Annotated in this window: 23 protein-coding genes; 6 read left to right on the top strand and 17 right to left on the bottom strand. The window is 54.1% G+C overall.

The genetic code is table 11. The features are described from left to right. Positions 1–31 precede the first annotated feature (31 nt). Entirely contained in the window at positions 32–922 is an 891-nt protein-coding gene (locus L248_RS11490; protein ID WP_022530405.1) for an ArsR/SmtB family transcription factor, read from the top strand. Positions 923–979: 57 nt separating this feature from the next. On the opposite strand, the gene L248_RS11495 is transcribed toward L248_RS11490, so the two are convergent. The 9 genes from L248_RS11495 to L248_RS11530 form a co-directional block, all read right to left on the bottom strand. After that, positions 980–2,224, bottom strand: coding sequence for an arabinan endo-1,5-alpha-L-arabinosidase (locus L248_RS11495; protein WP_052000039.1), 1,245 nt, complete (start codon positions 2,222–2,224; stop codon positions 980–982). After that, positions 2,221–2,838 (bottom strand): DUF624 domain-containing protein, encoded by a 618-nt coding sequence (locus tag L248_RS11500; RefSeq protein WP_022530407.1) that lies wholly within the window; start codon positions 2,836–2,838, stop codon positions 2,221–2,223. The genes L248_RS11495 and L248_RS11500 overlap by 4 nt, the downstream gene beginning before the upstream one ends. Positions 2,839–2,864: 26 nt before the next feature. Continuing rightward, positions 2,865–3,734 (bottom strand): carbohydrate ABC transporter permease, encoded by an 870-nt coding sequence (locus tag L248_RS11505; protein ID WP_022530408.1) that lies wholly within the window; start codon positions 3,732–3,734, stop codon positions 2,865–2,867. A 14-nt stretch (positions 3,735–3,748) separates the two neighbouring features. Beyond that, positions 3,749–4,690: a carbohydrate ABC transporter permease gene (locus tag L248_RS11510; protein WP_081701310.1), complete on the bottom strand. Its 942-nt coding sequence runs from the start codon at positions 4,688–4,690 to the stop codon at positions 3,749–3,751. Positions 4,691–4,755: 65 nt separating this feature from the next. Further along, complete coding sequence (locus tag L248_RS11515) at positions 4,756–6,114, bottom strand: ABC transporter substrate-binding protein (protein WP_040536552.1); 1,359 nt, start codon at positions 6,112–6,114, stop codon at positions 4,756–4,758. Positions 6,115–6,156: 42 nt separating this feature from the next. Next, complete coding sequence (locus L248_RS11520; protein ID WP_040536555.1) at positions 6,157–7,149, bottom strand: glycoside hydrolase family 43 protein; 993 nt, start codon at positions 7,147–7,149, stop codon at positions 6,157–6,159. A gap of 34 nt (positions 7,150–7,183) precedes the next feature. Beyond that, on the bottom strand, positions 7,184–7,426 hold the full coding sequence (locus L248_RS15925) for a hypothetical protein (protein WP_155828653.1): 243 nt from the start codon (positions 7,424–7,426) through the stop codon (positions 7,184–7,186). Between the two features lie 68 nt (positions 7,427–7,494). Continuing rightward, positions 7,495–8,934, bottom strand: coding sequence for an MFS transporter (locus tag L248_RS11525; RefSeq protein ID WP_022530412.1), 1,440 nt, complete (start codon positions 8,932–8,934; stop codon positions 7,495–7,497). A 42-nt stretch (positions 8,935–8,976) separates the two neighbouring features. Next, positions 8,977–10,407, bottom strand: coding sequence for an MFS transporter (locus tag L248_RS11530; protein ID WP_040536558.1), 1,431 nt, complete (start codon positions 10,405–10,407; stop codon positions 8,977–8,979). A 426-nt stretch (positions 10,408–10,833) separates the two neighbouring features. Here L248_RS11530 and L248_RS11535 point away from each other — a divergent pair, with 426 nt between their 5' ends. Next, positions 10,834–11,412: a hypothetical protein gene (locus tag L248_RS11535; protein WP_022530414.1), complete on the top strand. Its 579-nt coding sequence runs from the start codon at positions 10,834–10,836 to the stop codon at positions 11,410–11,412. Then, a complete protein-coding gene (locus L248_RS11540; RefSeq protein WP_022530415.1) occupies positions 11,412–11,615 on the top strand; it encodes a hypothetical protein in 204 nt (67 codons plus the stop codon). The genes L248_RS11535 and L248_RS11540 overlap by 1 nt, the downstream gene beginning before the upstream one ends. Before the next feature lie 108 nt (positions 11,616–11,723). Here L248_RS11540 and yjfF read toward each other — a convergent pair whose 3' ends face one another. The 4 genes from yjfF to L248_RS11560 form a co-directional block, all read right to left on the bottom strand. Then, entirely contained in the window at positions 11,724–12,761 is a 1,038-nt protein-coding gene (gene yjfF / locus L248_RS11545; protein ID WP_022530416.1) for a galactofuranose ABC transporter, permease protein YjfF, read from the bottom strand. Further along, positions 12,751–13,782, bottom strand: a complete 1,032-nt coding sequence (locus tag L248_RS11550) for an ABC transporter permease (protein WP_022530417.1) — start codon at positions 13,780–13,782, stop codon at positions 12,751–12,753. Before L248_RS11550 ends, yjfF begins: the two co-directional genes overlap by 11 nt. Beyond that, the gene (locus L248_RS11555) at positions 13,779–15,305 is read right to left on the bottom strand and encodes a sugar ABC transporter ATP-binding protein (RefSeq protein WP_022530418.1); all 1,527 of its coding nucleotides are present in this window, start codon (positions 15,303–15,305) and stop codon (positions 13,779–13,781) included. The genes L248_RS11550 and L248_RS11555 overlap by 4 nt, the downstream gene beginning before the upstream one ends. 258 nt (positions 15,306–15,563) lie before the next feature. Beyond that, positions 15,564–16,562, bottom strand: a complete 999-nt coding sequence (locus tag L248_RS11560) for an ABC transporter substrate-binding protein (RefSeq protein WP_022530419.1) — start codon at positions 16,560–16,562, stop codon at positions 15,564–15,566. A gap of 230 nt (positions 16,563–16,792) precedes the next feature. On the opposite strand from L248_RS11560, the gene L248_RS11565 reads away from it, so the two are divergent. Genes L248_RS11565 through L248_RS11575 form a run of 3 tightly spaced genes read left to right on the top strand, consistent with a single transcriptional unit; the run spans position 16,793 to position 20,768 of the window. Continuing rightward, positions 16,793–17,773 (top strand): ABC transporter substrate-binding protein, encoded by a 981-nt coding sequence (locus L248_RS11565; protein ID WP_022530420.1) that lies wholly within the window; start codon positions 16,793–16,795, stop codon positions 17,771–17,773. Positions 17,774–17,788: 15 nt separating this feature from the next. Further along, a complete protein-coding gene (locus L248_RS11570) occupies positions 17,789–19,219 on the top strand; it encodes a sensor histidine kinase (RefSeq protein WP_022530421.1) in 1,431 nt (476 codons plus the stop codon). 10 nt (positions 19,220–19,229) lie between these two features. After that, the gene (locus L248_RS11575; RefSeq protein WP_022530422.1) at positions 19,230–20,768 is read left to right on the top strand and encodes a response regulator transcription factor; all 1,539 of its coding nucleotides are present in this window, start codon (positions 19,230–19,232) and stop codon (positions 20,766–20,768) included. Between the two features lie 127 nt (positions 20,769–20,895). On the opposite strand, the gene L248_RS16360 is transcribed toward L248_RS11575, so the two are convergent. The 4 genes from L248_RS16360 to L248_RS11595 form a co-directional block, all read right to left on the bottom strand. Further along, positions 20,896–21,339, bottom strand: coding sequence for a hypothetical protein (locus L248_RS16360; protein WP_040536561.1), 444 nt, complete (start codon positions 21,337–21,339; stop codon positions 20,896–20,898). Positions 21,340–21,444: 105 nt separating this feature from the next. After that, a complete protein-coding gene (locus L248_RS15360) occupies positions 21,445–22,986 on the bottom strand; it encodes a plasmid pRiA4b ORF-3 family protein (protein ID WP_196812034.1) in 1,542 nt (513 codons plus the stop codon). 60 nt (positions 22,987–23,046) lie between these two features. After that, positions 23,047–23,562, bottom strand: a complete 516-nt coding sequence (locus L248_RS11590) for an ASCH domain-containing protein (protein WP_196812035.1) — start codon at positions 23,560–23,562, stop codon at positions 23,047–23,049. Between the two features lie 89 nt (positions 23,563–23,651). Then, positions 23,652–24,890, bottom strand: a complete 1,239-nt coding sequence (locus L248_RS11595; RefSeq protein WP_022530426.1) for an MFS transporter — start codon at positions 24,888–24,890, stop codon at positions 23,652–23,654. Positions 24,891–25,214 lie beyond the last annotated feature (324 nt).

The following is a 25,214-nucleotide window of genomic DNA, read 5'->3' on the forward strand; positions in this document are numbered from 1 at the left end:
TTATCGCATCTCTGAATGGAGGAAGAATACGATGGAACTTGATATTTCTGACCGGTCTTTGCCGGTTTATAAGGCACTGGCCAGTCCGGTACGGCTCAACATCATTCAAAAACTGTCACAGCGAAAAATGAGTGTTCGAGAATTAGCATCAGAATTGGGTCTCAGCAGTACGATCGTCCTCATGCACTTGGGGAAGCTTGCGGACGCTGGTTTAATTGAATTCGAACGGGACGGTCACAACAAAATCTCCCGGTTGAAAGTGGACAATATCAACGTCCGTTTTCCACAAATCATTTATCCTGCTTTCGACTCCTACACCGTGCAATTACCCGTGGGACATTTTACAAATTACCAGGTTGAGCCATCCTGTGGCATGGCCGGCCAAGATGATTTTATTGGAAAAGTCGATACCCCCGGATATTTCATGGATCCTGACCGCATCAAAGCGGGTATGATTTGGTGGACGGCTGGGTTCGTTGAATATCAGTTTCCCAATTACTTGACGAAAAACGACAAGTTGGAAATGCTGGATCTGTCAATGGAATTAGGCTCTGAATTTCCCTTCTCCAACAACGTCTGGCCGTCCGACATTACTTTTTCGATTAATGACAAGGAAATTGGCACGTGGACGAGCCCCGGGGATTTCTCAGACATTCGAGGGAAATACACACCTGCGTGGGTGCCAGACAACGTGAACCAATATGGCATCATGAAGACCGTGCGCATCAATCACGACGGCAGTTTCTTGGATGCTCAGCCGTTTTCGGACGTGACACTGGCCGATTTGGATCCATACCAGCCTACATTCAAAGTCCGTTTTGCCATCAAGGAAGATGCAAAAAACCAAGGTGGTTGTACGATTTTTGGTAAGGGATTTGGTAATTACGACCAGGATATCGAGCTTAAGTTGTACCACAGTTAGTTAAACGAAACGAGCAGGCAGATGCCAGACGCATCCCCTGCTCGTTTTTCAATGGTCTTAGACCTGACGCTTGGCCAAGACACCCCAGCCTTCCGAAGTGAGTCCGCTAAAAACGACCCGCTCTTTTTGAACCGACCAATCGTATTCTTGCCAGACTGCACCACTGCCCACGCCTGCAAGAACACAGCCTTCAGAACCAGACGTCTGGACCATGTCGGGGGTAACACTGATGCTTTGGCTCTCAATCACGTCTGTTGAGTCAGTGAAGGTCACGACGTCCCAGTCGCCCGGAATTGCGTTAGGGAGAACTGGATGACCGGAAGCAACAGAATGAACGTGGTTCGGGCTAACGACTGGCCATCCTTCAGTGGTCCAATGCAACTGGCTGACCATCCCGAAAGGTCGACCGCCAGGCTGCAGGCGATTGTGGTAGACGAGATACTGGGTAGTGCCTAGGTCTAGTACTGAGCAGTGCCCCGGTGCCAACAACTGCTGATGCTCGCCTGCAAAATGCCTGCTCCCGAGAATCTTTGTTCCACTGTAGTTCGCCCTCTCAGGGTCCAAGGCAATCATGCTATTCCCGTGATAGTCAAGATAGGGTCCAGTGATTGTCTTGGCCCGGCCAACCCGAATATTGTAGGAATGGCTCAGGGAATCATACGACGCAAAGAGATAATAATCATCCGTCACGGGCGAGTGGTAAATAAATGGCCCTTCAATGGACCCATTATTCAGCGCCCGTGGGCGAGCAGCGATACGATGACCGACATCTCCAGGATCTTTCAAAAAACCGGTGGCAGGGTTCAGTTCCACTAAATATATTCCTGCGAAAAATGAACCGTAGCACAGCCATTCCTTGTTCCCGTCAATCACGACGTTTGGATCCAGCGCGTTACGCTGATCAGTCACGCCGTCGGTACGCAGAACGATACCTTGCGGTGTAAATGTATCACTTAAAGACGGGGAAGTGGCCAGGCCAATTGCAGAGCGCTGTGAGCCAAACGTTGACGCCGCATAGTACAGCCGATAACCAGCCGCATACGGCACCACTTCCGGCGCCCATAAACCACCGGCATGGCTCCATTCTTCAGCGTCTGCAGGAATCCCGTTGAGGGCGGTTCCTGCATCTGACCAACGCACCAAATCACTGGAATGACGCCGTTGAATACCCCGAGTGGCATGATTCTGGTCAGCCCTTCGTGTATCTGTTGAAAACATGGTAAAGCCAGCAGCATCATGAACGATCGTTGGATCATGGACGTCCCAAGTACCCATTTCATCAGGAAAACTCTTGGCTATCAAGCCGTCCCCTCCCTTCTCGCAATGGCAGGACGGCCAACTAACGAGGCTGGTAGTGCATAGTACAAGCCCATCAAGTAAGCACCAATTAACGCCACGTTAAGGATAATGCTGACTTGCCAGCTGAGAACGAAGGCAATGACAAAGATGGCCAACACTCCGATATAACGCGTGAAGCAAGCAAACGGTAAGACCATTGCTTGTTTCAAACGTTGAAACCATACGCTGTCCGTCTCGTCCACGAGGAGGAGGTTGATGACGACCATCGCATAGTAAGGCGTTAGGATAACCAGGGGAATCAGGAGCGGCAGATGCAAGGCCACGACCGCATACCAGTCCAGAATCAGTAGGATACTCACAACTGCGCTGATCAGTGATGTGGGCAGTAATGGCTTCCATGACTGTCGATAAGTCGTGTAGAAAACACCAGCCAATGTTCGCAAGCTCGTCCCAGAATCCATTGCTTGTTGCTGAATTACCGCGAATGCAGCTTTCGTAGCCGGCAATACCCCCGTGACGATCAAGCCAGCCAAGGTCCCAGCTAACGTGAGAATGCTAATGAGCAGTACCCGTTCAATGGCCGCAAGGACGTCCATTACTTTTGTTGCCCACATCATACCAACTTCCTTTCTGCCAATGATATCTAGTTCTTCATTCCGGATAATGCCACAGACTCAATAATCTGCCGTTGGAAAATCAGGAAGATAATCAGGATGGGCAGCATAGAGATAAATGACAAGCCCATGATCAACGGATAGTCTGTCTGTGTCGCGTATGTGGCACTTAAGTTAGCAATAACAACCTGCAGAGTCTGTTTTTCTGGTGAGTTCAGGTAAATCAACGGGCCAAGGTAATCATTCCAAGCACCCATGAACCACAAGATAAACTGTGCTGCGACAGCGGGCCGCATCAACGGGAAAATGATGCGTGTGAAAATCGTCCAATAACTGGCACCGTCAATCTTAGCCGATTCAACAACTGAGTCCGGAATCCCTTGTAAGTACTGGCGTAGGAAGAAAATCATCGTGATATTCCCGAATAACCCAGGAATAATCAAAGGCTTCAATGAATCGACCCAACCGATTGTTGAGAACATCATGAATTGCGGGATCATGACTGCCGGGTAGGGAATCATCAGACCCACTAAGAGTAGCAGGAACATCGCGTTCTTATGTGGCATCCGTAATTTGGCGAACGAGAAAGCCGCCATACATGACGTAAAGGAACCAATAACGGTGACCGTTAAAGAAACGATGATGGTGTTCATAAACCCAGTTTGGAGTTGGGACAAATGGAATAATCGTTGGTATGCATCCCAATGGATCGGATTAGGAATCCACTGTGGCGGCAGTTGGAAAACGCCGGTTTTATCCTTCAGTGATGTGGAAATCATCCACAGCAGCGGGCCAATCATCAAAATACCGCCTGCAATCAGGATGAGGTAAATGAAGAAATCTGCGATACGGCGCGATTGCGTCTGAGACAATTTATGGGTACTACTTTTGGCTAACACAGTCACTCAACCTCCTATCCTAATTTGTAATCCGAGCGCCGGTTCTGGTAGAACTGCAGCGCTGTGACGATGAAGATGATAATGCCCAACACGATGGACATGGCAGATGCATAACCCATCTGGAAATTCTTGAATGCCTTCTGCCAGATATACCAAACAATGGTTGCCGAACTAAATTCAGTACCGCCAGTCGGTGTCATAATGTTAACTTCAGTGAAGAGCTGAGACCCGCCGATGATGTTGGTAATAACCAGGAAGAAAGTGACTGGTTTGCACATCGGCCACGTAATGTTCTTGAACTTCTGCCACGAGTTAGCACCATCAAGTTCTGCCGCTTCATAGAATGTCTGCGGAACACTTTGAATGGCTGCTAAGTACAGCAGCATTGAGTAACCCAGTCCTTTCCACACAGTCATGGCCACGATGGCGGGCTTTACAGTATGCACGTTTTGCAACCAGTTTGGCCCTTTGATCCCGACTAATGCCAGGACTTGGTTGACCAACCCATAGTCGCCGTTATATGCCCACTGCCACATAATGGCGATAGCTGCGAGGGAGGAAATAACGGGAATGTAATAGATGGTTCGGAAAAATGTCGTCCCCTTCAAGCCACGCGATAAGGCTGAGGCCAAAATGAAGGAGAGAATCAAGCCGATGGGAATCCCAATCATCATGAAGAAGGTATTCCATAGCGAAGTCCAAAAATAGTTATCCGTCAGCATAACTTGGAAGTTGCGTAACCCTACCCAGTTCATCTGCCCAATACCGTTCCAATCGGTGAATGACGCAAACACGGCATATGCAGCCGGGAACAAGGTAAAGATCAGGAAGCCAATGACTGGCGGCAGAATCATTAAGAACGCGACACGATGCTCTTTTTTGTAAAGAGACGAGTCACGCACCCGTCCCTTGCGGCGCCCATCCGTGGGTGCCTTGTCTTTAACAGTTGATTCCATAAGGGTGAATTCTCCTTTCAAAGAAAAAGGATGTGTACGCACATCCCTTTTCTCGATAATCGAGCTTACTTACCCGCAGTGGCTTCAGCAGTCTTCTTCTGCTGGTTAGCCGCATCCAGCTTCGACTGCATCTTCGGCTGCTCGTCCTTCACAAATTGAGCTGCTGTCTTCTTGCCGTCCAAGACGGGTTGAATGTCAGTGTAAAACATGTCGTACCATTCGGAATTGTAAGTTGTTGCGCCAGGCAAGCCGCGGCCATACTTCTCAACGATGTCTAAGAACTCTTGACGGTTCTGCGGTTTACCATGATTCTTTTCATTAGCCCACTTATTCGCCATATCCTTCAACGTGGGGATTTGAATCATATTGTTCACCAGAATTTGCTGTGCTTTACGGTTAGTTGAAAGGTAGATAGCCAAGTCGGCAGCATCTTCGCCATACTTAGTCTTCTTTGAAACACCGATACCAAGCGAGCCAACATACGCAGCAGACTTGCCCGTACTCATTGTCGGCCAGGGAATCAAGTCATAGTCAAAACTCAGTTTGCTGTAAGTCGGCAGATCCCACGGGCCAACGGGGAAGAAGGCGAGTTGACCTTTCATCCAACGCTGATATGTGTCCAGAGACTGAGATTCCTTAACAGACGGCGTCGTGTGATACTTATTCTGCAAATCTGCAAATTCTTGCAGGGCATGGGCAAACTTCGGTGTGTTAATCGTTACCTTGGTCTTGTCCTTATTGATCCAATCCGCGCCATTGCTCCAGGCTAGCGCAGGCAGTGACCAAACGACGTTAAAGCCTGTGCCATATTGGTCAATCTTGCCATCACCATTAGTGTCCTTCGTCAACTTCTGAGCAACCTTGACGAACTCTTCCCAAGTGTAGGCTTTATCTTTATCTGGTAACGGAATGTTGTTCTTCTCGAACATGGTCTTGTTATACCCCAGGGCAAACGGGCCGACATCCTTTGGTAGGGCATAGAGATCGCCTTTCCCTACTTGCTTGCCATCATAACGATAACTGTCAACCCCGTACTTCCAAATATTGTTCAAGTCGACCTTGGACTTTTTGACGTCCTTAGTAATATCGCGTAATACACCATTGTCGGCATAAGCCATTAAGTTGTTCTGCTCCACGTAGAACACGTCCGGCGTCTTGTTGCCAGAAATGGCCGCCTGCAACTTGGTGGCATAATTGTCCGCGCTGGTCATGATAATCTTGACGGTAACGTCTTTATGAGTCTTCTCGTATGCCTTAATTGCTTCACCGTATGCTTTCTTCTCGGCATCCCCGCCTCGGAACATAAAGGTCAGTTGATGCTTGCCGTTGGCTGCCCCGGTGGACTTGTTGCCACAGGAAGCGAGTAAACCGACGGACAATAGGGCCATAGCCCCGAGCATCACTTTACGAACAAACTTTGACATGATATCTCCTCCACATAAGTGTTTTTGTTGACTGAATGATTGCTACATCGCGATTGACGTGATGTTATAGTTGTACGGCACCGGCTTGCCGAAATTCGGATTGCCATTTGCATCCCACGTAAATGGTTGAATCTTGGTGTGGCGATTAGGGTCAAACAGCGGGTCGCCTTTGATGTCGGTATAATCTCGGCAATGGTAAACGAGCATATCAGTCTGACCATCCTCGGCCTTAGTGAATGAGTTATGGCCAGGGCCAAACTGCTTCTCGGCCAGATTGCTCTGAAAGACTGGATGATCCCACTTTTGCCAGCTTTCTGGTGCGAGTAAATCGCTCATTGCGTCTGCCTTCAACATTCCCATGCAATAATTGGCGTCGGTGGCACTCGCTGAGTATGTGATAAAAATACTACCGTCATGCTGAATGACTGCTGGCCCTTCGTTCACCCAAAAGCCGCGTGTCTCCCAGTCATACTCTGGTTTGGTAAGCCGTACTGGCTGTGTTGCCAGCGTCCAAGGATTCTTCATCTCCGCAATATAGAGGTTCGAGTTGCCTTTGATTGCTGGATCTTTCTGCGCCCAAACATAGTACAGATGCTCAGCACGTTCAAAAACTGTTGCATCCAAGCTGAAAGTATCCAAAGCAGTCTTGACTTGCCCCCGCTCCTCCCACGCTTCTTCACCGGCCATTGGGTCTTGCGACTCGCAGGTCAGGCAGTACATGCGGTGTTGAAACAGACCGTCTGGTCCCGGTCCGATACTCGGTGCTGCTGCAAAGTAAATGTACCAGCTCCCGTGCACATAATGTAATTCAGGTGCCCAAATCAACTGACTCATGGGACCTGTGGTGTGCTTCCGCCACACTGTTCGGGGTGCAGCATGGGCAAGCCCTTCTAATGTACGGGCCCGCCGGATCTCGATTCGGTCATAAGACGGTACGGAGGCGGTGAAGTAATAAAAGCCGTCCGTATGCTTATAAATGAACGGATCCGCCCGCTGTACGATCAACGGGTTGATGTACTGATCACAAGTTGCCATGACTGAAGTTCTCCTATTCCGTCAAATATCTCTCTCACACATGTGCATCTTTAGAATATGCCCTATTGGAACCGATTGCAATAGTGTTTTTGATATTTTTCCAACATTTTTTGGCCAGGGTTAACATTAATGCTTTCTGTTTGAGCCTTTGTAAGGGGTATACTTGGTATAAAACATTATTTTTGTTGTCCGTAGTAAAAGAAACAACACTTATATTACTTGCAAACCACACTATTTCTTGCAACTGATATATCACATCCAAATTACTTGCATCCATAAAAAGGCCCTCACATATCTGCTCGTGCCAGATATGTGAGGGCCTTATCTTTCTTGACCAAAGATTAATCAGTACTTCCGCGACAAACTCTTCTCTGCCTCTTCCCGGGTAATCTCCCCATTGTTGAAGCGGGCCATCACCTGAACGTCCTTGTCGTTCAACTTATAGAACAGCAGCGGTATCAGGCTGATCGCCCCGCCGATGACAGGGATCAGTGCGGACGTGATCCAGAGGCCGTTGAGGGCCATGCTGCTCTGGGTGATGTGTTTGGCTTGCAGTTCGGCGAAACTGCTGGCATTTACTGAGATCCAGCCGAAGAGGCCAAGGATGAACAGGCCGATGGGCTGGGCCAGGGAGATGAACTTCGCCGCGAAGGACTGGAAGGCGAAGGCAATCCCGCGAGCGTCAATGCCCGTCTTGTAGCGGCCGTATTCCACGAGGTCCGGGGTGAATGTCAGGTTGAGCATCATCAGGAAGCCCAGGGGCAGAGCCTGCAAGACAACGAGGGCGATATACAGCACGACGTTGCGGTAGCCAACGAGGTAGATGATCAGCCCCACGCTGACAGAGGCCACTTCGCACCAGAAGTAGAAGCGGAACTTGTCGACGTGCTTCAGAATCCGGTTGATGAAGAGGGACTCGATGGCGATGGGAATGGCTGTCAGGATCGACAGCAAGGTGGTGAACAGCGCGCTGCCGAAGAGGTAGTAGGAAACAAACAAGCCCAGGGCGGCGCCTGTCCCGGTCAGACCCGAGATGACGTAAGCCCCGTAATACAGGAAGAGGTATTTGTTGTGGCCCAGGTACTTGAACATGCGCCGGAACGTGTACTTTTCTTCCGCCGGCTTGATCTTGATTCGTTCCTTGCCCCGGAAGCCCAGGGGAATCATGGTCAAGAAGACCAGGAAGGCAATGATGGCGACGGTCTTGGTGAAGCTCATACCGATGCGTTCACTGACCAGGAACGAGCCCATCAGGGTGACCAGCAGGCCGCCGGCCATGGCCCAGACGCGGGCGATGGACAGCATGCCGCTACGCTCCTCGGTGTTCGTGGTCATCGCTGTGGACATATTGTACAGGGGGATGTCGCTCAACGTGTAGCTCGCATCCCAAAGCAGGTAGCCAACAATGAACCAGGCGAGCTTCGCCGTGGGGTTGAGGCTGTCGGGTATCAAGTAAACAAAGATGGTCATGAGCGGAATCAAAATGACCGTCATGCGCAGCCAAGGGATATTCTTGTTGCCGCTCTTGAAGTGGACCTTGTCGAAGATCACCCCGAAGATCGTATCGTTGATGGAATCCCATAACTTAACGAAGACCATCGCGGTGGCGATCTTGGTGATATCGATGCCGACCATCATCAGGTACGTGGCCAAGAAGGCATTCAGGGCTTGCCAGGACATGCTTTGACCATAGAAATACAACCAGTATGCGAGCCGTTCTTTGAACGTCGTCTGCTTCGGCGGGGCTGCCACCGGCGCCGGTGCAGGGTGTTTATTGTCCGCCATGTTAATTCCCTCCCAAGAATAGAATAATGGCTGTGACTAACATCAATACTTGCGAGACAAACTGCGGTCAGCTTCTTCCCGGGTGATCTCCCCAGCGTTGAAGCGGGCCATGATCTGGACATCTTTATCATTCAGCTTGTAGAAACTGAACGGAATCAGGGCGAGGATGGTGCCGATGACCGGTACCAGTGTGGCTGTGATCCACAAACCGTTGAGGGCTTGGGGCGTCTGGGTAATATGTTTGGCCTGGAGTTCGGCGAAGCTGCTGGCATTGATCGTCACCCAACCGAACAAGCTGAGGATGAACAGGCCCACTGGCTGGGACAGAGACGTGAACTTGGCCGCGAAGGACTGGAAAGCGAAGGCAATGCCCCGGGCGTCGATGCCGGTCTTGTATTGGCCGTATTCGACACAATCAGGGGTGAACGTCAGGTTCAGCATCCAGATGAAGCCTTGAGGAATCGACCGCAGGATCATCAAGGTAATGTACACCGGGACAGACTTGTAACCGAATAGATAGACGGCTGCGCCAACGACGATCCAGGCCACATTGCTGAAGTAGAACAGCTTGAACTTGTCCACCCGCTTCAAGATCGGGTTAATGAACACGGAGAGCAGCGCGATGGGCAGGGCCGTGAGAATGGACATCAAGGTACTGAACAAGGCACTGCCGAAGAGGTAGTAGGACACGAACAGGTCGATGGCGGCGTTGGTCATCAAGACGCCGGAGATAACATAGCCGCTGTAGAACAGGAATAAGTACTTGTTGCTGCGCAGATAATGGAACATGCGCCGGAAGGTGTAGTTTTCTTCCGTCTGCTTGACCTTGATCCGTTCCTTCCCCCGCACCGATACCGGCAGCATGGTGAGAAAGACGATCAGGACCACAATGGCGACGGTCTGGGTGAAGGTGAACCCGACCCGCTCGCTGACCAGGAATGTCCCCATCAACGTAGTGAGGAAGCCCCCGGCCATGGCGTAGACCCGGGCAATGGAGAGCATGCCGTTACGTTCCGTGGTGTTGCTGGTCATGGCGGTGGTCATATTATAGATGGGAATATCGCTCAGGGTGTAGCTCGCGTCCCAGAGCAAGTACCCGCCGATGAACCACACCAGCTTCGCCGCCGGGTTAAGACTGTCGGGAATTAAGTAGATGAACATCGTGGTCAGCGGAATGACGATCAGCGTGATGCGCAGCCAGGGCAGATTCTTATTGCCGCTCTTGAAGTGGACCTTATCGAAGATGATCCCGAAGATCGTGTCATTCACCGAATCCCATAACTTGACGAAGACCATCGCCGTGGCAATTTTCGTCAAGTCGATGCCGATCATCATCAAGTAGGTCGCCAAGAAGCCGTTGAGCGCGGTCCACGACATGCTTTGGCCATAGAAGTACAGCCAATAGTCGAACCGTTCGCGGAAGGTCGTCTGCCGCGGCGGCGCAGCCACCGTTGTCGTTTTTTCTTTTGCCATATTCATTCCCCCATTACGACTGCGTGCCAGTTCAGAAAGGCCCGCACCAGATCAGCACACTGAACAGCGAACAAGGTCTGTTCATAGGTGAAGCGCTTTCTTTTCTTCTACTATAGTCGCCTGTTTTGCGGCCATTGTCAAAGATTCATGCTTTTGAGCAAACCGCCGATGAACAAGTTTTGGCGACTTCGTCATCTGAAAAGTGTTGCCCGCGTTGGCTTTTCATCGATGGGCAAAAACAACGGTGGCGATTTCGTCAAGAAGCAAAGACGACTTGTCAGATGTGGTGGCAAAGTCAGCCACCCCGTTGCTGGGCCGGCAATACAGCAAGTCAGATTTTCGTTTTATTTCGAATGCACGCGTATTTTGAGCCCCAAGTTGCGTAATTTCACTATGGAACCAAAATGAAAATGGAGGTCACTGCAGATGGAAATTCGTATTCCACTTTTTCGAGTGGACGAAAAAAAATTGGTGTTGGTTGCCGGGCACGTTGTTCCAGCGTCAACCGAAGAAGGGGATTGGGCCGGCGCTGGCTTATATTTCTGGGACAATTTGGGTAACGCATCATTCTGGCTATCCACCAAGCGCACGAACAAGCACCGGTATTCAATTGTGAAATGTTGGCTGCTTACTCGGGAGAACCAAGTATTGGACTTGACCGAGCCAAATTCTGTTCGGCGATTTTTGAGCCTCATCGCATTGTTCAAAAGTAGTCACCCTCGCGTATTTCTTGGCGTAGACGAAACACACAAGGGTGCCTTAATCAATACCCTCCGCCGCTGGATACCACGCTGGAATGCTGGCAACCCGTCCCGCTTTATCCCAGTATTCACTGTTGTGAAGGTAATTGGCTATTACCCAAGAGCCCCAGAACCGTTTTTGTTCATGCAAGGTGACGTCCAAAAAACGTTGCCACATGCTACAATTACGGCGAAGCCAATCTATTCAATCATCGATCAAAAACAGTTAACGGACTCGACAATTATATTAGGAGATGAGCCTTGATGAGTTACCAATTACCCGACGAAGCGACTATGAAGAAGTGGCTGGCCAACATGTCTGACGAGGGAAACGCTGAATTTGAGCGCGACTTGCGCCATGATTTGGCCGTTGCCGCAAGGTTTGCAGAAAAGCAGGCCCAGGCTGTCCCTCCCGCTCTGCTTCAATACCATGACAATGACGATTCTCACCAGTCAGCAGAAGGCTAGCCCACCATCTGGCATTTCCCTACGCGGGTTAATCGTAGCGGTGCTTACAAACCACATAAAAATCCCCAGCCCGAGGAGTAAGGCTGGGGATTTTTCATGCCTGCCGGGTCAGCTCTTGGCTTCTGCCAATTCCGCCGGTGCGGGTTCTTTCTTCTTGCGCTTCTTCTGCTGGGCATCAGCCTTGCGGGCTTTTTCCCGTTCCACGATGACCGCTTGCAGAACGATACAGAAGAGCATCAGGGTGCCGACGAAGATCTTCGTCCACCAGGAGCTTAGGGTACCTTGGAAGTCGACCATCGTGCGGATGACGCCGGCCACCAGGACACCGATGAACGGTCCAAAGAGCGAACCGATCCCGCCGTAGAGGGACACGCCGCCGATGACGCAGGCGGCGATGGCATCCATTTCTGCCCCGTTCGCGTTCAGCCCGTAACCGGACAGCGTGTAGAGCGTGAACATCAGGCCAGAGAGTGTGGCGCTGAAACCGGAGAAGGTGTAGACCAGGATCTTCGTCCGGGCTACGGGCAGCCCCATGAGCAGGGCTGACTGGCGGTTACCGCCCAGGGCATACGTGGTGCGGCCGAACTTGGTGAACTTCGCCAGGTACAGGCAGAGGGCCAGGAACACCAGGGCGACGATCACGTTCAGCGAGATGAAGCGGCCGGGTCCCAAGTACAGCTTGAATTGAGAAATGTTGTAGAAGGCCTGGTTCTTAATCGGAATCGCCTCGACGCTGATCAGGTAGCAGGCCCCCCGGGCGAAGAACATCCCGGCCAGGGTGACGATCCAGGGATGCAGCCCGAAGTACTGGATGAGCAGCCCCTGGACGGTGCCGAAGACGACGCCGGTGAGCAGGCAGATGGCGATGACCAGGTACGCATTCATCCCGCTGCGCAGGAGCGACGCGGCGATCATACTGGTCATGGCGACCACCGCCCCGATGGACAGGTCGATACCGCCGGTGAGGATAGTGAAGCAGACGCCGCCGGCTAAGACGATCATGTAGGCGTTGTTGATGAGCAGGTTAAGCAGTACCCGCAGGGACAAGAAGTTCGGATACATGACTGAGCCGGCGATGAAGAGGATGGCGAAGATCCCGACGGCCGCGGCCAAGGCCGTATTTTTGATACGTAATTTAGCCAGCATTTTCGACCCCCGCTTTCTTTCTCTCCGTCAGCTTGGCAAAGGCGTTCTTGACGCGGTCCGTGGAGAGCAGGACTACGAAGATGACGACCAGCGCCTTGACCACCATGATGGTCTCGGCGGGCACCCCGAACGTGTAGATGGTGGTGGTCAGCGTCTGGATGAACAGCGCGCCGATGACCGTGCCGGCCAGGTAGAACTTGCCGCCGTCCATGGAGGTGCCGCCCAGTACAACGGCCAGAATGGCATCCAGCTCGAGGAGCAGCCCGTTGTTGTTGCCGTCGGCGCTGGAGACGTTGGCGCTCTCAATCATGCCGGACAGCGCCGCCAGCAGACCGCAGATGATATAGACGATCCAGAGAATCTGGGTGGTGGAAATCCCGGCGTAGCGCGCCGAGGTCTCGTTAATGCCCACCGCTTCAATGGACGTGCCCAAAGATGTCTTCCTGGTCAGGAGCCACACCCCCAGGGTCACCAGGATCATGATGATCGTGGGAAAAGGAATCCCGAAAACGTAGCCGCGCCCCAGGAACGCATAAGCCTTGCTGTTGATGGTCAGAATCTGGCCGCCGGAGATGATCTGGGCAATCCCCCGTCCCACTGTCATCAGGATCAGCGTGGCGATCATCGGCTGGATGTTCAGCTTGGCGACGAGAAAGCCGTTCCAAACGCCGCAGGCCAGACCGGCCAGCAACCCGCAGAGGATCGCTGGGGCCGCCGCCATACCGGCTGACTTGAGGAGGAAGACAGCGACCATGGCCCCCACCGCGGAGACCGAGCCGACGGAGATATCGACGCCCCGGGTGGCGATGACCAGACACATGCCCAAGGACACGATGACCAGGGAGGAGCCTCGGTTCAGCACGTCGATGATACTGCCGTATAGGTGGCCGTTATTGAATGAGATCTGGAAAAATTTGGGCGAGAAGAACACATTGAACAAGAGCACGATCAAGATCCCGATGACCGCCCAGGCTTCTTTGTGCTGCATGAAGCCTTTCAGCTTCTGTTTGACTTGATTCATTGGGCGACACCCCCTGCAATGACTTTCATGATGTTGTCCTGGCTGATCTGGTTATCGGTCAGTTCCCCGACGGCATGGCGGTCCCGGAGGACGATGATGCGGTCGCAGGTGCGGACCATTTCTTCATATTCGGAAGAAATGAAGATGATGGCCATCCCCTGGCGGGACAGCTTGACGATCAGGTTCTCGATCTCTCGCTTGGTGTTGATGTCGATGCCCCGGGTGGGTTCATCGAGGATCAAGAGCTTCGGGTCGGTGGCCAGCCAGCGGGCCAGCAGTACCTTCTGCTGGTTGCCGCCGGACAGGTCGCCGATTTTCTTCTCCATGCTGGGCGTCTTGATGTCCAGCAGGTCGATATACTTCTGGGCGACTTCCTGCTGCTTCTTCAGCGGGATCCGGCGCAGCCCTTTCTTCGCTTGCAGCGACAGCATGATGTTCTCGCGAATGCTCAAGTCGCCGACGATGCCGGAGACTTTGCGGTCCTCGGAACAGTAGCCCAGCTGGTCGGCTAGGGCCTTGCGCGGGTTCATCCGCTTGACCTCGTCATTGCCGACGTAGATCACGCCGTCATCGAAGTGGGTGACGCCGAAGAGCAGCTCGGCCACCTCGGTCCGGCCTGACCCGAGCAAGCCGGCCAAGCCCAGCACTTCCCCGGCCCGCACGGCCATGGAGAAGTCGTGGACCAGACCGCGCTTGGAGATGTCTTCCATGCGCACGAAGCGCACCGTCGAATAATCTTTGCTCGGCCGGTGGGCCTGGGTGTTGGCATCAACAAATTTCTGCCCAATCATCTTGGTCACCAAGTCCAGTTCCGGCAGATCCTTGGCCAGGTACTCGCCAATATAACGGCCATTACGCAGAACCGTGATGCGGTCAGAAATCGCGTAGACCTGATCCATGAAGTGGGTGACGAAGAGGATGGCCATGTTCTGGTCCCGCAGGTGGCGGATGATGGCGAAAAGCTGGGCCACTTCGTTACTGTCCAGGCTGGACGTGGGTTCGTCGAGGATCAGGACCCCGGCGGACATGTCCACCGCCCGGGCGATGGCAATCATCTGCTGGACGGAGACGGAGTAGCTGTCCAGCGTCTTCGTCACGTCCACGTGGATGTCCAGACTCTCCAGCAGCTTGACCGCGTCGGCGTTCATCCTGTGCCAATCGATCTGCCCGAAGCGCATGGGTTGGCGGCCGATATAGACGTTCTCGGCAACACTGAGATTGGGGCATAAGTTGACTTCTTGGTAGACGGTACTGATGCCCAGATCCTGCGCTTCTTGCGGGGTCTTCGGATTGATGTCCTGACCATGCAGCGTGACGGTGCCGCTGGTCCGTTCGTAGACCCCGGTCATCACCTTGATCAAGGTCGACTTGCCGGCGCCGTTTTCACCCATCAGGGCATGGACCTCGCCGGCCCGCAAGTCCAGCTGCACATCATCGAGCGCCTTGACCCCGGGGAAATACTTGGCAATATGGCGCATCGACAGCACCACATCACCCTTCTTGACCGTGGGTGTTTCACGCATATTTGTTCTCCTTTCACTATTTCACTTGACGGACAGAAATCCTGGTTGAGGGGCGGGTTTTTGAGGGCGGAGCGGATTGGGGCTCAGGGGGGGAAACTGCACAAAATATTGGGCGCTTTTGGCCCAATATTTTGATGCAGTTAGGCGTGTTTAAGACCGCGCTTCCCAGCGGGCTTAAACCGCCGTCACCCCGTTCCAGCCCCAAATCCGCGGAGCCCTCAAAAACCCGGGTATCTGTCAGACCCCCCTTTTTATCAATTAATACGGCCGCGGCATATTCTTCTTGGCGTTGTCGATGTCGAACAGACTCTCGTGGACGTAGACCTTCTTCTGGACCTTCTTGCCTTCCTTGAGGGCGATGGCGGTCTTCATCACGTCGTTACCGGACATCGGGTTGCACTCGATGTCGGCGTTCATCTTGCCGTCGAGGATGGCTTGCAGGCCGTCGTTGGTGGCATCGAAGGAGATGATGGTGATGTCCTTGCCCGGTGTCTTGCCGGCTTCTTGAATGGCCTGGATGGCGCCCATGGTCATATCGTCGTTCTCGGATACCAGCACGTTGATCTTGTCGCCGGAGGACTTCATGAAGGCTTCCATGACTTCCTTACCCTCTTCGCGGGTGAAGTTGCCGGATTGCTTCTCGATGATGTCCCAGTTGCTGTGGGTCTTGGCGACTTCTGCGAAGCCCTTGGTGCGGCCGACTTGGGCGGAAGCCCCAGTGGTTCCTTGCAGATACGCAATGTTCAGTTTCTCACTGGCCTTGTTCTGCTTCTTCATATAAGTGGCCAGCCAATCGCCGGCCTTGCGCCCTTCCTTGGTGAAGTCGGAACCGATCCAAGCACTATACAGATCGTCCACGTTCTTCCCCTTGATCATCCGGTCGACCAAGATGACAGGAATGTTGGCGTCCTTGGCTTCCTTCAAGACCGTCTCCCAGCCGGTTTCCACGACCGGGGCAACGGCGATGACGTCGACGCCTTGCTGAATGAAGTTACGAATGGCAGAAATCTGGTTCTCCTGCTTCTGCTGGGCATCGGAGAACTTCATGTTGATCTTCTTGTTCTTCTTGGCGGCACTTTGCACCGACTTCGTGTTGGCCGTGCGCCACTGACTCTCAGCCCCCAGTTGAGAAAAGCCCAGGGTGACCTTGCCGCCCTTGCTGCTGCCCGAGGCGGAACTGTTGCTGCCGCAGCCGGCAACCAGGAACAGCATCGCGATGATCCCAATCAGTGCGGTTAACCAATGATTCTTCTTCATGTCTTGTGACCTCCTATCGATTTGACAAGTTCATTATCGCAAGATTGTGTAACCGCTCCCATGAGATTCTTCCACCGCTCCCTAGACGTTTATTCAAAAGGCTAACCAAAAACTTGATTTTCTTTCAATGAACCTTGGTATTTGTTGGAAATGACAGCGCTCGCACTTTTGCGAGAATAACCGATGGTATACTAAAGGAAGCGTATTCAATTATAGGAAGGAAGACACGCATGAAATTCGTCCGGACGACTGGTCTGCTGGTGCTGCTGCTGTGTTTGCTAGGCGGGTGCGCGCCGCGGCAGAAGGCAGCACCGGCCAAGTCTGCGCCGAGCATCGTCATCGGCTTCTCTCAATTAGGCCAAGAAAGTTCCTGGCGTCAGCGCAACACCGACTCCGTGCTGACGGCCGCAGCCGATGCGCGGTACCGGGTCCTCTACCGCAACGGTGATTCCTCCCAGGAACAGCAGATCAAGCAGATCCGGTCGTTCATCATCTCCCGGGTCGATGCCATCGTGTTTGCCCCCATCGTGGAGACGGGCTGGACCGCCGTCCTGAAGGAGGCTCGGGCCGCGGGCATTCCGGTCATCCTGGACGACCGCAATATTGCCCCGGCCGAAAGAAAGTACATCACCAGTGCCGTCTTCACCGACGCCGTGGGCGAGGGTCAGAAGGCCGCCGCCTTCGTGAAGAAGAAATTCACGAATCACCAGGGGCCGGTGCGGATGGTGCAAATTTACGGCAATAAGGATTCCAGCGTCTCCGTCGGCCGCTCCCGGGGATTCACGGAAGGCTTGGCTGGCGACGGCCGCTTTCAAACCGTGGCCACGGAATACGGCGACTTCATGATCTCCAAAGGGGAAGAGGTGATTCGTCAGCTGGCCCAAAAGGTCGACTTGCACACGATCGACGTCATTTTCAGCCACAATGACGACATGACCTTGGGCATTCTGAAGTACCTGAAGACCACGGATATCAAACCCGGCAAGGACATCGTGATTGTCAGTATCGACGCCACCCAAGAGGGCATCGATGCCTTGCGCCGGGGCGAGATCAACGCCGATATTGAATGCAACCCGGAGACCGGGCCAAAGCTGATGAACCTGATCAATTTGGTGCTGAACCAGCAGTCCTTTGCGTCTTCCTACTATTTGGAAGACCAGGTCTTTTCTGAATTCGACACCCATCTGGCGACTGTCAAGCGCCGCTATTAGGAAGGCGGGGAGAAAATGAAGCCACGGCGTCAACCGAGTATCCGCCGCCTGCTGATCGTGAACAACCGGATGATCACCGTACTGATCATCCTGCCCTTAGCGGTCATCGCTCTGCTGTTCTTCTTCAATACACGGCAGTATAACCAGATGATCAGCAACGTGAACCAGGCCAACGAGATCCGCAGCCAGGCCAGCGCCCACATCGAGAGCAGCATCTGGGATACGGTCAGCGGCAAGTCCACCGCCGCCGCGCCGACCCGCGTGATCTGCCAGCTGAGTGCCCGGCTGACCACCCTGCAGGCCCACACGACGACCGAGGACCAGCGGGCGTCGCTGGGCTTCGCCGTGCGGACGCTGAAAACCCTGGCCAGCTACGTCGATCAGTTAAAGACGAATATTGCGCAGCACCAGCCCGTGGACGATAACGTGGCCCTGTTCAATCAGACCAAGCAGGTGGATGAGCTCCTGGACGAAACTCTGGGGGAGTATGTCGTCGCGGAAATCAATCAAACAGCGGCCAAGAGTCAGGATCTGCTTCTGCTGTTCTACGGGTTCCTGGCGGCAATGGCTGTGCTGGTGGGCGTCATGTTGTTCTTAGCCCGGCGCAACCGCCAGCGGCTGCAACGGTCGATTCAGCAGCCATTGAACCAAATCCTGACCTTCACCGGCGAAGTCGCTCAGGGCCACTGGGACAAACCGTTAGCGGACCCGGGGGTGCAGGAATTTGACCAGCTGACCACTGAGTTGAACCAAATGACCGGGCAGCTGCAGACACTGTTCTCTGAAAACACCGCCAAACAGCGGGCCCTGGCGGAGGCCCAAATCCGGGTGCTGCAAGCCCAGATCAATCCCCACTTCATCTACAACAGTCTGGACGCCATTTTGATGCTGGCCCAAAGCGGGGACAATGCCCGGGTCCAGGAGATCACCATGGCCCTGTCGGATTTCTTCAAAATCACCTTGAACAAGGGGAGCGAGTGGCTGACGGTGGGCAAGGAGCTGCGCCATGTCGAGGATTATCTGGCGATCCTAAAGATTCGCTACGGGCCGATCCTGACCTACACGGTGTCCGCGGACGCAGCGGTCAAGGCCTTCCAAACGCCGAAGATGCTGCTGCAGCCGCTGGTGGAGAATGCGGTGTACCACGGCATCAAGAATAGCCGCCGACGCGGCATTGTCACCGTGACCGCAGCGCTGGTGGCAGACCATATCGTGTTCACGGTGCAGGATAACGGCATTGGGATGGACGCCGCCACCCTGGCCGCAGTCCAGGCCCATATGCAGCAGCCGCCCGACAGCAGGATTGAAGGCGGCTATGGCCTGTTCAATGTGGCCAAGCGGCTCAAGCTGCTCTTTGGTGACCGGGCGGAGCTGACGATTACCAGTGAATATAAGCGGGGAACGACCGTCATCGTCTCGCTGCCCCAACTGCCGGGGAAAGAATGAGGAGGACATCATGCTGAAGATTTTTATTGCGGAAGATGAGCCATTGATTCGGGATGCGTTACGGGAATTGATCGAGAAAAACGGACCGGAATACGACATCGCTTATTCGGGCGAAGCGGGTGACGGTGAACTGGCCCTCTCCATGATCCAGGAGCTGAAACCGGACCTGCTCCTGGCGGACATCCGCATGCCCTTCATGGACGGGCTGACGCTGTCCCGCTACGCCAAGGATTTGCTGCCCTGGCTCCACGTGGTGATCATCAGCGGTTTTTCTGACTTCAATTACACCCAGGAAGCCATCGATATCGGCGTGGACGGATACCTGACCAAACCGGTGGAAGCCGCCGCCCTGCTGGCCCAAATCCGCAAAGTGCAGGATAAGATCGCCGCGGAGACCGCCGAACGCCGCCAGCCTAGTCAGCAGGAAGCGATCTTGAACAAAGAATACTATAAGGAGCATTTCTTCAAGCGGTTGGAGGCTGGAGAATACACGCCGGCCGATTTACTGGCCCACCAGGACCGGGTGGACTTCTGCTTCACCGCGAAGGCCTTCGTGCCGCTCTACCTCCACCGGCAGACACCGCTGAACGATGAGACCAGCTACCGCCAGGCCATCAACCGCATCTGGGAACTCTTCGGACCGGATACGACGGTGCTCACGGTCGTCTATAATTCGGGCGACCTGGCCGGCATCATTGGCGGCGAGACCGCGGCGATTGCCAAGGAAAAAGCGGACCACGTCGCCAACGTCCTCAGCACCGAGACTGCCCTGCCCGTCAGTCCCTGCCACATCTGTGTGGGCCAACCGACGCCTCGGCTGTCGCAGATTGGGACGAGTCTTACGCTGGTGCGGCACCTGGCGTATGTCACGCCCATCAACCCGGCGGTCCGGGTGCGCAACGTTCAGGCGGCGGCTGTCACCGGCAGTTTATCGCTGACAGAAATTGACGATGTCGTTGCTCAGCTCCAAACCAGTATCAGTGATGCGCACGCGCCTGGCCCCAGTGCAGCCAAGATTTACGATATATTGAGTTATTTGCTGCAGCAGATCGGCCAGCAAAGCGGTGCGGTTTCTCAAAAAATGGCCCAAGAATACGACCACGCCAAGCTCTTAGTCATTGCCCAGACGCCCAGCCTGGCGCTGGCCACCCTGCCCATGTTTCTGAAGCAGTGGCAAGCGGGCGGCAGTCCGGCGGCTGAATCAAAAGCGGACGACCAAAGCAACCCGGTCGTCGAGCAAGTCGTGACCTATCTCCAGGACCATTTCGCCGACCCGGACATCTCATTGCGTTCCATTGCGGATATGGTGCGCATCTCCCCGGCATACCTGAGCACGCTGTTTTCCCAAACGATGAACATCACTTTCATCGAGTACCTGACCCGCTTGCGCTTGGCCAAGGCCCAGGCCATGTTGCGAACGTCGGAGGCACGGATCACCGACATTACCTTCGACATCGGGTACACGGACCCGAATTATTTCAGCTTCCTGTTTAAGAAACACTTTGGGGTGAGCCCGAAGGAGTATCGGAAGACGACGGTGGGAAACTGACCAAGGAACCAGGACACAAATCATCCGGTACAAACTCAACCAGGAAATACACAAACGAGGTTGGGACAGAATCCACCAAGCAAATTCTGCTTGGTCGTGGATTCTGCCCCAGCCTCGTTTTTAAAGATCACTTGCGCAGGTAAGCCTGCACGAAAGACCACGTATCGTTTTCTAACCGCCACGTCCGCTCACTGGTCATCAGCGGGTGCCAGTGCTGAGGGACGCGATTCGTGTGCCGATAACCGAGGGGCCGCATGATCGTCTCCCATCGATGAAAGGGATGGCTAAATAGTGAATCCAGAGAATCGGCTGCCGGCCCGTCCAGGCGATAGTAAGTCCCCCAATGGCGGACGGGTTGGCGCGGTTGCAGCCACGCCTGGATGTCCCCGCGGAAAGCGTAATCCGAGATGTCCCAACTGGAGAATAACCGGCGGTACCGGTTGCTCTTGCCGGCGAGGACGTCATCGTACAGACCCCGGCGGATTTTGGCACGTAATTGGCGGTTGGCCAATGTTTTCATGCCCCGGTTGTAGTCTTTGACCACCGGTACATGTTTGAAGCTTCGACTCATATCTAAGCACTCCTTTCCGAGTACTTAGAAGTCATGCAGTCGTTTCATGGGGCCTGCCGCCTTTCTCTCTTGGCTATCCGTTTTCACTTCATCACTGCTCAGCAATCAAACCGGCCGATCAAAAAAGCCTTCATCGTCATCGTCACTGTCGAGCGTAACCCCTTCATCATCATAGAAGTCAAGGACGTCCATGAGGATGTCAGCACTCAGATCATCATCATAATCGGAGTCGTTATACAGGCCAAAAGTCAGTGGAAACAACACTTGCACCCAGGAGCGGGCCCGCATCGTTTGCATGGCACTGGGGTCGCCGGCAAAAACGGCTTTCGTGATGCGCTTTAAAATACGCTTGTACCGTGCTTGCGTCAACTCTCCAGATTCCCCAACGGTCAGCAGCATGCCTAGAACGATCTCTGGTTCGCTGCTGATAAATGGGGCTTGCAGATTGGTGAAGATGGCAATCAGTGTATCTTGCAAGTCGGTCAACATCTTCTTGGGGTAACTCACATGAGTGACTGATGCGTTCAAGAGGCTGAGCGCCGCACTCAATGGCGAGCCGTCACTCCAAGGCATTAACTGAAGCCCTTTTTCCGCTCGGGCATACCGTGTGGCCGCTTGAAAAACGGCAGTCCGCATTTTAGCCGGCAAAGCCAGTTTTGGAACGTTGCGTTGATCGGCAATCAGCATATCTGTCAGTAAGGCGGCCGCTGTCGTCCGGGTCCCGACATGCTGGTCGTCTGTGGCAGTAATATGGGCAAAAAGCCACTGGCCATCCATAACCGTTTGGACGACATGGACAATCTGGTCTGAGGTCAAATCAGCATCACTAATCTGGAAATAAGCGTCAGTCAGGTTGTCAATATCCCCTCGCTTAATCGTCTCCAGGTCTTTTGCCAGCGTTGTGTCGTTAATCGCCGCAGCACCCAGTGAATCAGCGGAAGCAGCACCCGTTTGCTGTAAAAGGTAATCAGCGAGATCCTTCACTTGGGCTGGGGATACCTTTCTTCCGCTGACGACAGCGTCACCAACATCCGCATGATCACGTAAGTATGTTACAAACGACTGTGCAATCTGGCTGCCACTGACGTCTTCCGGCGGTGCTGGTGTCACCTCAGCCTTGGACTTTGCCGGGTCAGAAGACTTCACTGCCGCTTTAGTTTGTGACGTGGCAAAATGAGCGCTCAACTGCCGATTAATCGCCGCCACGTCCAACGGTGTACGGTCCTCTGCATCATCACCACCGCCTGAATCTTCAGCCGGACTGGCCCCGCGCCCGGTGACACAATACGGCACCGGTGCGCGGTGGAAGCCCGAGGCCGGCAGCACTTTCTCCAGGTGGATTAAATGCTTCCACTCATCTCCAAAGTCGTAGGTATACATCACGTTGCTGTCTTCCAGGAGCGGCCGCGCCAGCGTCTTGGCTTCGTCCCCCTGAACGGTCTCGTCACCTGCTGGCCCGTAGTGCACTTCTGCGTTTTGCGTGCTGTAAAAATCATGCAGGTGTTCGTCGCTCCAGTCGAACGCGATTTGAATGATCGTGTGCAAGTCCGCCAAGGTCACGGTATCAGGTACCACGACCCGCCGCCAGACCGGCGGATGAAATCCTCGTAAAGTAATCTTCAGTTGCAAACTTTCCTTTTCTGCCACGACCATATCTCCTTTGCTTTTTTTCTGCGGTCAATTCGACGTCAAGCTGATCAGGAACAACTAACCGCCATGGCCCTTTACCCAGGCTTCCGCCACCTGGTGCCAGTCCTGCGTCGCCGAATAAATTTTTTGATACTTCCTGGGCATCTGGGCCCAGCCAACCGTATCCAGCACGGCCAAATAATCGCGGTACAGCTGGCTATCCTCGCCAATCGTCCCTGTTTTTTGATATTCTTTCAGGTCATCCGCAAGGTCTGGCCGGGCAACGATCTGATCGTCCGGCACATCGTAGAAATGCAGCCTACCCTTGACCGGAAACGGGGTGACCAGGTTCTTCACGCGGACAGGCCAGGCATACATGCCTTCTGCATCGGCCTGGGGTGTCCCGGTAATATCTACGATGGCGAGTGCGTACCCGTTGGCCAAACCGAGGCCAAAGTCATCTCGGGACGGCTGACTGGCACTGACCAGCAGAAATTGGCGGACAGCGCCCGGCCGCCACGTCCGGTATTCGTAGGGCTTGTCGCCCAAGATAATGTCCCATGCGTACGGTTGTTTAATCGATAAGGCCTTCATTATCAGCGCCCCCATTGTTGCGCTTCCATTATACCGAGAACCTTTGCAGTCACGCAAAGTGTGCTGCTGAAGCCAATCACTTTTCTTCCTTAGTTCTTGGCTGGTGCGGCCGCTTCCGCAACCTCCGCCTTCTTAGCCGCGTGCGCCTTGTTCACCCGGTTCAGCCAGATGACGAGGCCCATGGCGACGAGGATGTAGACCGCACCGCCGAAGCCGGTAACAGTCATGCCCAGGTGGTCGACGATAACGCCGCCGGTGGCACTGCCCAGGGCGATACCGAAGTTAGAAAAGATGGAATTCAGCGACGAGGCCATGACGATGGCTTGGGGGTGATCCTGCTCGGCGACGGCGAGGAAGTGCATCTGAATCGGGGCGTTGATGAGGTACATCATGACCCCCATCAAGAAAAGACCCGCCAAACCGGTGACGCGGGTCAGAAGCGCAGCCGGGATTAAGAGGAGCAGAATGGCCTCAATCCCGAAAATACGCGGCATGCGCAGTAGGCCGCCATGATCCGCCAGACGACCGCTAAGCTGGTTACTGGCCAAGGACATCAGACCGTAAATGAACAACAGAATCGTGACGGTGCCGGTGGCGAAGCCCAGGGTGCGAGAGAGCAGCGGCCGCAAATATGTATAGACGACGTAGGCACCGGCCAGATTGAACATGGGCAGGAGCATCCCCAGCTGGATACGGCGGTCGCGGAACAATTCCAATTCACCGCCGCTGCCCTGTTTGTGTTCAGAGGCCATCTTCCGGGCCTTATGCTGGCGCAAGTCCTGGGGCAAAGACAGCGCCATCAACACCATCGTGATGATGCTGATCACAACGATGGCCGCGAACGCCATGCGCCAACCGGCCATCGTGGCGATCCAAGTACCCAGGGGCACACCGAAAACGGAGGCAATGCTGAAGCCGGAGAAAATCCAGGACATCAGCCAGGCTTTCTTCGCCAGGGGCGCGATGTAGTTGGCAAAGGTCAGACCGATGGAGATGAGGGGCCCGGACACAATGGCAGTGATGACGCGGGACACCACCAGAACCGGGTAAGTGAAGGCGAAGGCGCTAAGGACGTTCCCGCCAATGAAGATGATCATCAAAACCAGCTCGAACCGGTAAAGCGTGTGCTGGCCCACTGCCGAGGTGACAAACGGCGTGCTCACCGCGTAGACCAGGGCAAAAATGGTGACCAGGTAGCCCACTGTAGAAACACCGACGTGAAGCTGCGTACTGATGTCGTCCAGGACGCCGACGATGATGAACTCGCTGCAGCCAAGGACGAACGCCAGCAGGATCAAGACGACGCTGCGTGTTTTAAAAGATGACATGATTTCCCTCCCGTGTTTCCCGTTTCGAAAACCATACGGCACGGGAGCGCTGCCAGTCAATGGCGGTTGGGAGAAAAAACATGTGGGCAGCGACGGAACAGATTGCCGTGGGCTAAGGACCCTAACACCAAAAGCCCAAGCCCGGGGCTTTCCCCGCGCTTCGTAAACGGGCTCCGCGGCCCACAAGGGGCTAAGGCCAGGCAAGGGTAAAACCTAAGTGCGGGTTTCCGGCTTCGCCATAGACGGGCTCCGCCGAGCAGGCCACCACAGTCTAAGGACCCTAACACCAAAAGCCCAAGCCCGGGGCTTTCGCATAAACGAGCT

It is taken from the genome of Schleiferilactobacillus shenzhenensis LY-73, from assembly GCF_000469325.1.
GTDB classification, from domain to species: domain Bacteria; phylum Bacillota; class Bacilli; order Lactobacillales; family Lactobacillaceae; genus Schleiferilactobacillus; species Schleiferilactobacillus shenzhenensis.